Here is a 12,528-nt window from a genome sequence, read left to right as displayed (position 1 = left end):
GCAGAACTTGGAGCCACCGCAGGGGGGCTGGGTGGGGTTGAGGGAGCCTCCGCGCTCGGGGGATTCGCCGGAGCCGGCTCCTGCGGGGCGGCTGGGGAGGCTACTCCCCCCAGCGAGAGCACAACCTGCCCACTCTTCACCTCGTCACCGGGTTTGATTAGGACCTTCTCAACCGTCCCCCCTTCCGGGGCGGGAACTTCCATCACGGCCTTATCGGTCTCTAGCTCCAGAAAGGGCTGTCCGGCCTCGAGGGTATCCCCCTCCTTCACCAACACACCCACCACCACCGCTGAGGCCACATTGTCGCCCAGGTCGGGAAGTTTAAGTTCAGTCGCCATAATACTCCTATCGTAGGTCACAGGTCTCGAGTCTCAGCGCTTGTGGGCGGGCTCCCGTTCGGGGTCAATGCCCAGTTTCTTGAGGGCCTCTGCCGCAGCTTTAGGCTCTATCTTACCGTTCTGGGCAAGCGCCGAAAGCGCGGTGGCGGTGACGAAATTGCGATCCACCTCAAAGAAGTCCCGCAGGGCTTTGCGGGTATCGCTGCGTCCAAAGCCATCGGTACCCAAGGTGTGAATGGGCTGATTCAAGTAACCCGAAAGCAGATCCGGCAGGGCTTTCATGTAGTCTGAAGCCGCCACGATAGGACCCTCGACCCCCTCCAAAGCCTGGGCGATGAAGGGCTTCTTGGGGGGTTTGGTGGGGTGTAGGCGGTTCCAGCGGGCGGTCTCGAGCGCGTCGTAGTAAAGCGACTTATAGCTGGTCACGCTCCACACATCGGCCGCGACCCCATAGGTCTCCAGCAGCTTGGCGGCCTCGAGCACCTCGTTCAAGATGGTCCCAGAGCCCAGAAGCTGCACCCTGGCCTTGGGCCGCTTGAGCCCTGACCTCGAGAAGCGGTAGATCCCCTTCAAAATGCCCTCCCGAACCTGCTCACGGGGCTCGGGCATGGCCGGCTGGAGGTAGTTTTCGTTCATCAGGGTGAGGTAGTAAAACACATCCTCCCCCTCCTTGTACATGCGCCGCATCCCGTCTTCCAGGATCACCGCCAGCTCGTAGGCAAAGGCCGGGTCATAGGCCCGCAGATTGGGAACCGACAGAGCCAGGACGTGGGAGTGTCCGTCTTCGTGCTGCAACCCCTCCCCGTTGAGGGTGGTGCGCCCCGCGGTGCCGCCCAGCAAAAAGCCCTTGGTGCGCTGGTCTCCTGCGGCCCAGATCAGGTCTCCAACCCGCTGGAGCCCAAACATGGAGTAGTAGATATAGAAGGGAATGGTGGGGATCCCCCAGTGGGCATAGGCGGTGCCCGCCGCGATAAAGCTAGCGGTAGCTCCAGCCTCGTTGATACCCTCCTGCAAAAGCTGGCCGGTACGGGACTCGCGGTAGACGGTGACCGTTCCAGCATCTACCGGCTGGTAGAGCTGGCCTTTGGGGCTGTAGATCCCCACCGTAGAGATCACGCCTTCCATACCGAAGGTTCGGGCCTCGTCAGGGACGATGGGAACGATGTACTGGCCCACCTCAGGGTGGCGCACCAGCTTGGTCAACATCCGCACAAAGGCCATGGTGGTGGAGATTTCCCGTTCCCCCGAGCCCGCGTAAAACTCCTCGAAGAAGGTCGCATCCGGGGTGTTCAAGCGAGGATACTGGGGCTTGCGCTCGGGAATTAGCCCCCCTAAGGCCTGGCGGCGCTCGAGCATGTACTTCACCTCCGGCGAGTCAGGGCCGGGGTGGTAGAAGGGGGTCTTCTCGAGGTCCTCGTCCGAGACAGGGATACCCAGGAAGTCCCGGGCCTCCCGCAGGTCCTCGAGGTTCAGCTTCTTGACCTGATGGGCTACGTTCTTGGCCTGGGCCGTAGGCCCTAGCCCATACCCTTTAACGGTGCGGGCGATGATGGCGGTGGGGCTGCCCCGGTGCTCGAGGGCCATCTTATAGGCCGCATACACCTTCTGCTTGTCGTGGCCCCCGCGGGAAAGGGTAAGGATCTCGAGCTGCTCGTCGCTGTAGCCCTCGATGAGCTTCTGCAACGCAGGGGTGTTGAAGAAATGCTCGCGCAGTTCCTTGGCTCCATAAGCGGCGTAACGCTGAGACTCGCCGTCTACCAAGGACTCAAAGCGCTCAATCAGCACCCCTTCGGTGTCCTTGGCCAGCAGCTCATCCCAAGCACTCCCCCACACCACTTTGATCACGTTCCAGCCATTGCCCCGGTAGATGCGCTCGAGCTCCTGAATCACCTTGGAGTTGCCGCGCACCGGCCCATCCAGGCGCTGAAGGTTGGCATTGATCACAAAGACCAGGTTGTCTAATTCCTCGGTGGCCGCAACCCTCAACCCCCCCAGGGTCTCGACCTCGTCCTGCTCACCGTCCCCCAAAAAGGCCCAGACCTTCGCGCTGCTCTTGGGTTTGAGCCCCCGGTCTTCCAGGTACCGCATGAAGCGGGCCTGATAAATCGCCTGCAGCGGGCCAAGCCCCATCGAGACGGTCGGGAACTCCCAGTAATCGGGCATCAGCCAGGGGTGGGGGTAGCTGGTTACCACCCGCCCAGGGCCCGGGGTGAGATCGCGGCGGAACTTGGCCAGGTCATCGGCGCTGAAGCGGCCCTCCAGGAAGCTGCGGGCATATACCCCCGGCGACATGTGCCCCTGGTAGAACACCAGGTCGCGGTCCATCCCGGCCCCCAGCCCCCGGAAGAAGTGGTTGAACCCCATCTCCATCAGCTCCGCAATCGAGGCGTAGGTGGAGATATGCCCACCGATGCCCTCCACCTTCTTGTTGGCTTGCTGCACGATGGCGATGGTGTTCCAGCGGAGGATGTTGGCGATGCGCTGCTCGAGCTCGAGATCGCCTGGATACTCGGGCTGATGGTCGGCGGGGATGGTGTTGATGTAGGGGGTATGCAGCTTATAGGGGAGCTGTACCCCGTGCTGGTAGGCGTAGCGCTCTAAGCTCTCCAGCAAGGCCACCACCCGGTCCCGCCCTGCGCTGCGCAGGACGTACTCGAGCGATTCCAGCCACTCTTTGTTCTCTAAGTCCTCCAAGCGAACCTGCTCCTCTGCCGAAAGGTTGGCCCGCGCCTCTATGAGCTCTAGGTCTTTGATCATGGTCGCTCCCATCCTCTCAATCTCGCAGCTTTGGGGTGGATTCCTTGGTCGTGCGCAGGCTGAACACCCCCACCCCAATCTAGCCCTGCTATCCACCCCTATTAAACCAGCCAACCCTCATGACAAAGGTGTGCAGATGGGTTTTTTACAAAGCGTAAAAAACTTTTATCAAATGAATATTCACTAGAGCCAAAACCTTGATCACAACAGGGAAAAAGGCTTTTTCAACTGGACCCTCGAGCCCCGTGGCTCCAGAGGGGTTTAGGGCCCCAGCTTGCGCTTGAGGTACAGCAGCAAATCCTCGATGGACGTCCGTAGGGCCCGCTGCTCACGCAAAATGGCCTCAATGCGGTCCTCCGGCGAAGACAGGGTGAGGGTTTTGAAGATCAGGTTGGTGTTGCCACAGCGGGGGCAAGGGATGGTGGGCGGGGTTGAGGTGGGGGCGTAAAAAATGCGGGTGTTGTCCCGGGTGCACAGCATGTACTTAGCCCCAGCGGCCTCACCCCGGCGGATGCTCCCCGCCAGTTCCCGGGCTTCTTCCGGCGCATACCCCAAGAAGAAATCCCCTCCTACCTCCTCAATCGAGGGCAGGGCCTCCCGGGTGGCCGTAAGGTCTGCTTTGAGGCCGCGCGGAGCGGTCCAGGAGATGCCGTTCCACTTGAAGTGCCGCAGGTGGCGTTTGCGGTTTTTGTCCTCAATCTCGACGATCAGCGTGACCTCAGGATCTTTGGGGTAGTAGTACAACCGCACCGCCCCCACGCCCTCGAGCGCGGGGTCGGGGGGCATGGTGTATGAAAGCGGCCCATCGTATTTGAGGCGGGAGGAGTACCCCACCAAGTTTTGCAGATCGTACAGGGTCAGGCCCGGATGCTCGAAATCGCCTTCTAAGAAGGCCCGAATCTTGGCAAAGGCTTGCTCGAGGCCCACATCTACCATGCTCATCCCCTTAGGCTATCCTTCCCACGTTACAGTACCGTTATACCTGAAAGCGGGCTGAGGTAAGGGTACCAAAAGCGGCCCAGGACTCCTAGCCCACACCCCCAGGCCCAAGAGAAATTCGCTCTGGAATGGAGCAAGCCGGGCTGGGTTGCCGGGGGTTGGGCTCAGCCGTGTATGCTCTTGAGGCATGTTGCTGCACCCTGGAAGCACCGAGTTTCCGCCCCCCCCAGCCCTCTACCCCCAGGAGGGCCCGCTGGTCCTCGAGGTCGGTTTTGGCGATGGGCGTTTCACCAGCCAGATCGCACAGCAGCACCCCGAATGGAACATCCTAGGGGTCGAGCGGTCGGCGGGCTCGGTGAGCCGGGCCCTCCGGCGCTTCCGCCGCGAGGGCCTTCGCAACGTGCGGGTTTACCACGGCGAGGCCACCTTCGCCCTTCGGAATTTGGTGGCCCCAGGCCGATTGTATCGGGTCTACGTCAATTTCCCCGACCCCTGGCCCAAGGCCAAACACGAGGAGCACCGGCTATTGCAGCGTGCCTTTTTCCGCCGCTTGTCCACCCGCTTGCAGGACAGCGGGGCCTTGTGGCTCACCACCGACCACCTCGAGTACTGGCAGTTCGCCCAGAATGAGGCCCAGGCCAGCGGGCTGTTTGCGGTAGAGACCCCCCCTCCCCCTGAATCCCACCTGCGGACCAAATACGCCCTGAAGTGGAAAACCCAAGGCCGCAGCTTTTATCACGCCGTGTTTAGCAAAATAGGCCAGGACCCCACCCCCTGGCCCCCGCTGGAGAGGTACCCCATGCCCCATGCCCTGATGCAAGGAACCCTGCCCCAGATCGCAGTCTTCGAAAAAGCCGTGGTCCGCTTTGAAGGCGGTACGGCGGTGCTGACCGAGGTGGCCCGGACGCTAGAGGGCGGCTACTACTTCCTCACCCATGTCTCCGAAGAAGACCTCGTGCAAGACCTGCTCCTGGAAGCCCGGCCCAGCAGCCATGGGTTCTATGTGGGCCTCAGCCGCTTCGGAGCCCCCTTGAGTACGCTGGGGGTCAAGGCGGCGGTGGAGTGGCTGGTGGGCTGGCTCGAGGCCCAGGGCCTTCAGACCCTGCAGCGCTCGTATTGAAGCCCCTACATCCCCGCTGGCCTCTGCCCTCAGCGGCCTGGGTGAAAACGCTCTAATCTACTAAGCGCTTATGATGGTGCCAATGCAGCCCGTGCTCGAGGCCCTCCACTCCGGCGACTACGACACCGCCTTCGAACTCCTGGTGCGCACCCTCGCGGTGGGCCAGGGCGAGGCGGCGGGGGAAGCCGCACTGCTCCTGGCTGAGGCCTACTCGCTGTACGGTGAGGGGGGGGTGGAAGGGGCCCACCGAGCCCTCGAGGAAGGGCTGGCCAGCCTACCCGGCTTAGACACACGCCCCCGCTATCGCTCGATCCTGGGGGAGCTACGGGCTTTGGAGGGGGCCCCCGAGGAGGAGGTGCGGGCCATCCTTCCCTCCACCACGGACCCCCAGTCCCTCTATCACCAGGCCCAAGCCCTCATGTATCTGGGGCTGCCCGAGGAGGCTCTGGGCATTCTCAATCAGCCCCTCGAGCTGCCGGCCTTTCTGGCCTGGCGGGCCCAGACCCTCAGGGGAAAAGCCTACGAACGCCTGGGGAAAACCCAGGAAGCGGCGCAGGCTTACCGGGCAGCAGCCGAGGGAGCCCTGGGCCTCGAGCGCTACTGGAACCTGGTGGATGCAGCCGCCATGTTTGTTGAAGGGGGGTATGGCGCGGAGGCCTTGGAGGCCCTCGAGCTGGCCCAAGAAACCCTGCCTGAGCTCGAAGACCCCGAGGACGCCGCCACCCGTTACTACCTGATCGCCCGGGCCCAGCTGCTGCTGGGCAACCCCAGCCTGGCCCTGGAGGCCATCCAAAACTCGCTCAAAGCCGAGCGCGAGGGGGCCGAGCCGGCTCATGGCACCCCCTTGGTCCAGGGCCAGGCCCTGATGCAGCTGGGGCACCCCAGAGAAGCCATTGCCGCCTTTCGAGAGGCCGTGCGCCGAGGAGAGGATTCGGATAAGAGCTACGCCCTGCATGAGCTTTCGGTAGCCCACCTGGAATCGGGGGAGCTGGCCGAGGCGGAGGCGGTGCTACGCGAGGTGGTCCGGGACCCCGAGTACGGCTACCTGGGGGAAGCTTGGGGGGATCTGGCCGAGGTGCTGTACCAGTTGGGGCGGTACGACGAGGCCCGGCGGGCGGCCCAGGAGGCCATCTCCCAGAACGCCTTGAGCGCCGGGCACCTGATCCTGGGCAACCTAGCCTATGACCTCTTGCACCTCGAGGAGGCCCTGGAACACTACACCCTGGCCGCTGAAAAAGCTCCGGAAGGGAGCCGCGACTGGGTCACCGCTCAGCAGATGGCCATAGACACCTTGGCCCAGCTCGGGTTCCGCCGCCCAGAGGAGATCGTGGCCCGGGCCGAGGCCGTGCTGCCTTACCTGCCCCCCAACGACGAGTGGTTCCAAACCCTAAACCGCTATCTGGAGCGCGCCCGCAGCCTGATGGGGGGCAATCGCACCCTCAACTAACCTTTCGGTTCCTGGGGCATCTTGCCGGGCTCAAGCCCCTTTGGGCGGGCGGTATTGAGAGGGATAGTCTACGATCTTGTCCCATTCATCGGCGGCGCTTCTCGCGACGAATACGATCAGCTCCTCCTCGCCGATGTTAAACACCTCATGGGGCACCCCGGGCTTGATGTAGATGAAGTCTCCGGCGTGATTGATCACCTCCCGCTGGAGCCCTTCCCCAAAGGTGTGCTTGACCGTGCCCTGAAGGATGAAGAGCATCACCTCGAACCCCTCGTGAATGTGGGCGTAGGCCACAGCTCCTGGGGGCACCGTGGCCACGTTAATCGAGAGGGCTTGGGCCCCCACGTTTTTCGCCGACATCCCCTGCTTGTAGAGAATGCCGTTCCAGCCGCGCGAATCACCGCCCCCACGGATCACCGTGAGCCCCCCCAGATCCTCAACGATCCCAGGGTCAATGTGTCCGGTTCCCTTGGTTTGCTCTGGCATACCCCGATGTTACCGTTCTCTGTTCCAAGCTGCAAAAGCCCAGGGTAGGGACATCCCCCATCCGGTTTGGCCCTAAGCTGGGGCATAGGTGATCCCATGGCCCGCTACATCCCCCCGCCCACCCCGCAGTATGCCCTCGAGTCCGGCCCCATCTTGCTCAAGGATGGACGCACAGCCACGCTGCGCCCGGCTACCGAGGCCGACCGGCCCAAGCTGGTGGAGTTCCTGGCTCGGCTTTCGCCCCAAGCCCGGGCTTTCCGCTTCTTCTCCGAGATCCACCCCGAAACCGCCGCCGATCTGCTCCTCCGCCGCACCCCGGGGGAGGACAAGGTGGCCCTGCTGGTGCTGACTGGGGATCCCGAGCGGATCATTGCCAGCGGAGAATACGTGCAGGAGGGACCCGGCTCGACTTCGGCGGAGGTAGCTTTTCTGGTTGAGGACAGCTTTCAGGGCAAGGGGCTGGGCTCCTTGCTGCTGGAGCGGCTAGCCCTGATCGGGGTGCGGCGGGGCATCCGCCGATTCCACGCCTTCACCCTGGCTGAAAACCGCGCGATGCTCGAGGTTTTCCGGGCCAGTGGCTATACCCTCCATTCCCGCCGCGAATCGGGCGAGGTCGAGGTGAGCTTCGATATTGAACCCACCCCCGACAGCCTGGCCCGCTTTGAGCTGCGCGAACGGGTAGCCACGGTGGCCAGTTTGGAGCCGCTGTTTCGCCCCCGGGGGGTAGCGGTGGTAGGGGCCAGCCGCGACCCCCAAAGCGTGGGCTACAGGGTCTTGGAAAACCTGGTGCTCAACCGCTTCCAGGGCCCGGTGTATCCGGTCAATCCAGCCGCCGCCGAGACCCCCGGCGAGGTTCCGGTGGTGGGTTCGATGCTGGCCTATACCGGAATCGAGAAGGTACCGGGGCCGGTGGACCTGGCCATCCTGACCACCCCCAGAGAGAAGGTGCTCGAGGCTGCCGGGAGCTGTGGGCGGCACGGAGTGCGGGCGGTGATGGTGCTCACCACCGATATGGAACCGGAACAGATCCGGGCCCTGACCGCCCTCTGCCATGGTTACGGCATGCGGCTGCTGGGCCCCGGCTCGCTGGGGTTGATCGTCAATCACCCGGAGGTGCAGCTGTGCGCCGGGCTCAGCCCCACCCTACCCCCCAAGGGCCGCATCGCCCTGAGCAGCCAGAGCGGAGCGGTGGGGCTGGCCACGGTGGAGTATGCCCGCGAGAGCGGACTGGGGCTGTCCAGCTTCGTCAGCTTGGGCGCCAAGACCGATATCTCATCCAATGACCTCCTGCAGTACTGGGAGGAAGACCCCAACACTGGGCTGATCCTGCTGTACCTCGAGTCCTTCGGTAACCCCCGCCGCTTTGCCCGGCTGGCCCGGCGGGTGGGACGCAAGAAGCCCATTTTGGTGGTACGCCCTGGGCAGGATCCCCTGGTGGAGACCCTGTTCAAACAGACCGGGGTAATCCGGGCCCAGAGCCTCGAGGAGCTCTTTGATATCGCCGCGCTTTTGGCCCATCAACCCCTGCCCAAAGGCCCCAAAGTCGCCCTCATCACCAACGCCTATGGTCCGGCCATGCTGGCCGCCGAGGCCATGCGCGAGGAGGGCCTGGAGGCCCATGTGCGTGATCTGCGCTCGAGAGCCACCGCCCATGACTACCTGACGGCCTTGCGGGAGCTGGTGGGGCAGGGATACCAGGCCTTTATCGTGCTTTTTGTGCCCCTGGGGTATGCCAGCCCCGAAGAGATCGGCGAGACCCTGCGCCTGGGGTTTGGTGAGCTGCGGCAGGCTGGGGAAGGCGCTCCCGTACTGGCTTGCTTCATGAGCCCCAACCGACCTCGAGTCAGCATCGGGGCCGAACAGATTCCTTCCTACCGCTTTCCTGAATCCGCGGGGCGGGCCCTGGCCGCTGCTCTGGCCTACTCGAGGTGGCTCTCTGCACCGGAGGGGGAAATCCCCCAGCACGAGGTGCAGGAGGAAGCAGCCCGGGCTGCAGTGGGGCGCTGGCATGGCCCCCTGCAACCGCACCAAACCGCCGAATTGCTGCGGTACTTCGGCCTCGAGCTGGCTCCAGAACCCAAGCGGGGTATCCCGCTGATGATCCGGGTACGCCACGATCCCCTCTTTGGCCCGGTGCTCTCACTGGCCCTGACCCGGCTCCCCTTAGGCGACCAAATCCTGGGGATGCACATCACCCCCCTGACCGACCAGGCCGCCCTCGAGCTGCTGGCCCCGCTCCGGGGGAAGGTTGAGACGAATTCCTTCCAGGACTTGCTGCTGCGGGTCTCGAGGTTGGTTGAGGAACTGCCCGAGATCACCGGGCTCGAGCTTCACCTGGTGGCCGGGCCCAAAACCACCACCCTCTATGCGGCAGAGGCCAGCCTGAAGCCCTGAACCCCCCTGGGCCGGTCAACGCCACTCTGCCGCGATGGCGTTTCCCACAGCTTTTCGCAGCTCAATGATCCCCGTCTCGCGCTGGCGGCTGGGGTGAACCCGATTGGTCAGCAGCACCCAGGCATACCGGCGTCCGAAGTCCAACCACACCCCAGTCCCGGTAAAACCGGTGTGCCCAAGGGTCTGAGGGCTGCACAGGCTCCCCCCGCTGAACCCTGGGGTGGGAATCTGCCAACCCAAGGCCCGCTCGGGGTGCTGGGGACGGCGCAGGGCCTCGAGGCCAGCTGGGGAGAGAACCCGACCCCCCATCAGGCTTTGCGCATAGGCCAGAATGGCCTGCAGCGAGCCAAACAGCCCCGCATGCCCGGTCGCCCCACCGAGGGCAAAGCAGTTTTCATCGTGGACCTCTCCCTGCAAAACCCGCCCACGCCAGGGATCTCGCTCGGTAGCCGCACACTCCAGGGGGTTCTTGGGATTGAACACCAGGCCAGGGGGCAGATCAAACTCAGGGAGCGGCTTTCCCCGAACCCGCTCCAGCACCAACCCCAGGAGAATGTAACCGATATCCGAGTACAGGGGTTCCCCTGGGGGCTTTAGGCTCCAACGGTGCTGCAGTACCCGATGCTTGAGGGTGTTGGGCTCGCCCCCCCAGGTGTAGATCGGCTCCCAGGCGGGGAGGCCGCCAACATGGGCCAGAAGCTGGTGCAAGGTGCGTTGGGGCAGCTCCGAACCCTGCATCCAGGCCATCTCCGGTAGGAACCTCGAGAGGGGATCGTCGAGGTCGGCCAGACCCTCCTCCACCAGCTTCAGCACCTGGGGCACGGTGAACAGCACCTTGGTCAGGCTGGCCAGGTCGAAGAGGGTCTCGGGGGTAATGGGGTCGGGGTTGTCCAGGTGCTTAACCCCCGCACAATACACCTCCGCAACCCCCTCCAGGCCGATCACCCCCAGGGCCGCACCGGGGATTTGCCCACGATCCACCGCCTCCTGTACCCGTTGAGCCGCACGTTGCAGCATAGCTAGAGGCCAGTCTAGCCCATACGGTAGAGTTGGGGGCAATGAGGGTTCTAGGCTTGATGTCGGGAACTTCGGTGGACGGGGTGGACCTGGTCTTGGCCGAGCTGGAAGGCCGCCCTCCCCAGCTCCAGTGGCAGGTTTTGGCTCACCGGGAAACCCGCTTTCCCCTGGAGCTGCGCACGCGGCTGATCGCGGCCCTTAAAAACCAGGCCGGGGCTCGAGAAATTGCCCTGCTGCACCATGAGCTTGGGCGTTTCTACGCGGAGGCGGCCCGGGAGTTCAAGGGCCAGGCCGAGCTGGTGGCCAGCCACGGGCAGACCCTTTGGCATGAACCCCCTCTGACCACCCTTCAGATCGGTGAGGCGGCCTATCTGGCCGAAACCCTGGACGCCCCCGTGGTCTGCGATTTCCGCCCCTCCGACCTCGCCCTTGGCGGCGAGGCGGCCCCTTTAGTCCCCTATCCCGACCTGCTGCTCTACGGGGAACCAGGCCTCAACCGGGCTATCCACAACCTCGGTGGGATTTCAAACCTGACCTACCTGCCCGGCAGCCTCGAGCCGGCGGAGGTGCTGGCGTTTGATACCGGGCCGGGCAACGCTCTTTTGGACGAAGCCGCGGCCCGGCTGGGCCTGACCCACGATGCGGGGGGCAGAATCGCGGCCTCGGGTCGGAGCGACACCGCGCGGGTGGAACGCTGGCTCACACACCCCTACTTCACGCGCAAACCACCCAAATCTACCGGGCGTGAGGTGTGGAACCTAGAGGCCTTCGACGAAGACGCCGCCCTCCCGCCGCAGCATCTCCTGGCCACGCTGACCGAGTTCACCGCCCAGAGCATCCGCCAAGCCTACGAGCACTTCGTGCTTCCGCTGGGGCTGGACGAGGTCTGGGTGGCCGGGGGCGGGGCCTATAACACCACGCTGATGGACCAGCTTCGCGCCGCGCTGCCGGTTCCGGTCTACACCTTTGAGGAGCGGGGCTACGACAGCAAGGTGCGCGAGGCCTTGGCCTTCGCGGTGCTGGGGTATCTGCGATACCTGGAGCTGCCCAATGTGCTGCACCAGGTCACCGGTGCCCGCAAGGACGCCATCGCCGGGAAGCTCTTGCTGCCGGCCCGTTAGAGTGCTCTTCACCTATAAAGCCATGTCCTGGACAGAACCGTGGCCGCCGGTAGGGGCGGCCACGTCGGTGAAGAGCGCGATAGGGAACCGCCAGGCGCGTTTATGGGTGAGGCTACAGCGGGGGGGTAAACCGCCCGTCAATCGCAGTCCAGCCACCATCCACAAAGACAATGGTGCCGGTGATGTAGCTGGCAGCTCTCGAGGCCAAAAACGCCACCACCCCTCCGACCTCTTCGGGCTTGCCCCAGCGCCGCAAGATGCTGCGTTCAGCGTAAGCCTTGTACCAATCGGGTTGGTTCTTGATGGGCGCGGTGAGCGGGGTGTCAATCACCCCAGGACCGATCGCATTGGCCCGGACCCCTTTGGGGCCCAGCTCGACCGCCAAGCCTCGGATCAGCTGCACCGTTCCCGCCTTAGTCATGGCGTATACGGCCTGCCCAGGCTCCACCACCAACGAGCGGATCGAGGAAAAGGCGATCAAGGAGCCCGAGCCCTGTTCGGCCATCACCCGCCCGGCCTCGGTGAGCAGGTTGAAGGTGCCCTTGAGGTTAACGCTGACCACCCGATCAAACTCTTCCTCCGTATAGTTCAAAACGGGCTTGCGCACGTTGATGCTGGGGGTAGTGACCGCCACATCCAGCCGCCCATAGCGCTGCACGACATCCGCGATCAGGGCTTTGACCGCTTTGGTCTCGGTCAGGTTAATCACATGGGCCTCGGCGGTACCGCCGCCTGACTCAATTCGGCCCGCGGTCTGGGCCGCAGCCTCGGCCTTCAGATCGGCCACGACCACCGTGGCCCCTTGTGCGGCCAGAGCCTCGGCAGAAGCCTGCCCAATCCCCGAACCCCCACCCACCACCAGCGCCACCTGACCGTCCAAACGAAAGATGTCTTGATATCCCATACCCC

10 protein-coding genes are annotated in these 12,528 nt (G+C 64.1%); 4 read left to right on the top strand and 6 right to left on the bottom strand.

Going from position 1 to position 12,528, the window contains the following annotated elements; all coding sequences use genetic code 11:
• The 3 genes from Mgrana_RS07985 to Mgrana_RS07975 form a co-directional block, all read right to left on the bottom strand.
• On the bottom strand, nt 1-338 hold a 338-nt coding region (locus Mgrana_RS07985; protein WP_338067261.1), incomplete at its 3' end, for a biotin/lipoyl-containing protein.
• A 33-nt stretch (nt 339-371) separates the two neighbouring features.
• Entirely contained in the window at nt 372-3,095 is a 2,724-nt protein-coding gene (gene aceE, locus Mgrana_RS07980; protein ID WP_119357085.1) for a pyruvate dehydrogenase (acetyl-transferring), homodimeric type, read from the bottom strand.
• Nucleotides 3,096-3,356: 261 nt separating this feature from the next.
• Entirely contained in the window at nt 3,357-4,031 is a 675-nt protein-coding gene (locus tag Mgrana_RS07975; protein ID WP_119357084.1) for a hypothetical protein, read from the bottom strand.
• Nucleotides 4,032-4,221: 190 nt separating this feature from the next.
• Here Mgrana_RS07975 and trmB point away from each other — a divergent pair, with 190 nt between their 5' ends.
• Together trmB and Mgrana_RS07965 are read left to right on the top strand one after the other, a co-directional pair.
• Nucleotides 4,222-5,154: a tRNA (guanosine(46)-N7)-methyltransferase TrmB gene (gene trmB / locus Mgrana_RS07970; protein WP_119357072.1), complete on the top strand. Its 933-nt coding sequence runs from the start codon at nt 4,222-4,224 to the stop codon at nt 5,152-5,154.
• Between the two features lie 82 nt (nt 5,155-5,236).
• Nucleotides 5,237-6,601 (top strand): tetratricopeptide repeat protein, encoded by a 1,365-nt coding sequence (locus tag Mgrana_RS07965; RefSeq protein ID WP_119357083.1) that lies wholly within the window; start codon nt 5,237-5,239, stop codon nt 6,599-6,601.
• A 30-nt stretch (nt 6,602-6,631) separates the two neighbouring features.
• Here the strand turns inward: Mgrana_RS07965 and Mgrana_RS07960 are convergent, their stop codons facing one another.
• Nucleotides 6,632-7,087 carry a cupin domain-containing protein gene (locus Mgrana_RS07960; protein WP_119357071.1) on the bottom strand — a complete coding sequence of 152 codons (456 nt, stop codon included), beginning with the start codon at nt 7,085-7,087 and terminating at the stop codon, nt 6,632-6,634.
• A gap of 96 nt (nt 7,088-7,183) precedes the next feature.
• Between Mgrana_RS07960 and Mgrana_RS07955 the strand changes: the two genes are divergently transcribed.
• Entirely contained in the window at nt 7,184-9,481 is a 2,298-nt protein-coding gene (locus Mgrana_RS07955) for a bifunctional acetate--CoA ligase family protein/GNAT family N-acetyltransferase (RefSeq protein ID WP_119357070.1), read from the top strand.
• A 15-nt stretch (nt 9,482-9,496) separates the two neighbouring features.
• On the opposite strand, the gene Mgrana_RS07950 is transcribed toward Mgrana_RS07955, so the two are convergent.
• Nucleotides 9,497-10,498: a serine hydrolase domain-containing protein gene (locus Mgrana_RS07950; protein ID WP_119357069.1), complete on the bottom strand. Its 1,002-nt coding sequence runs from the start codon at nt 10,496-10,498 to the stop codon at nt 9,497-9,499.
• Nucleotides 10,499-10,539: 41 nt separating this feature from the next.
• Here Mgrana_RS07950 and Mgrana_RS07945 point away from each other — a divergent pair, with 41 nt between their 5' ends.
• Nucleotides 10,540-11,619: an anhydro-N-acetylmuramic acid kinase gene (locus Mgrana_RS07945; RefSeq protein WP_119357068.1), complete on the top strand. Its 1,080-nt coding sequence runs from the start codon at nt 10,540-10,542 to the stop codon at nt 11,617-11,619.
• Between the two features lie 112 nt (nt 11,620-11,731).
• On the opposite strand, the gene Mgrana_RS07940 is transcribed toward Mgrana_RS07945, so the two are convergent.
• Nucleotides 11,732-12,523: an SDR family NAD(P)-dependent oxidoreductase gene (locus Mgrana_RS07940; RefSeq protein ID WP_119357067.1), complete on the bottom strand. Its 792-nt coding sequence runs from the start codon at nt 12,521-12,523 to the stop codon at nt 11,732-11,734.
• Nucleotides 12,524-12,528: the final 5 nt, after the last annotated feature.

This window comes from Meiothermus granaticius NBRC 107808, assembly GCF_003574355.1.
Classification (GTDB): Bacteria; Deinococcota; Deinococci; order Deinococcales; family Thermaceae; genus Meiothermus; species Meiothermus granaticius.
Note: the sequence above shows the minus strand (reverse complement) of the source record. Positions and strands in the feature narration are given on the sequence as shown.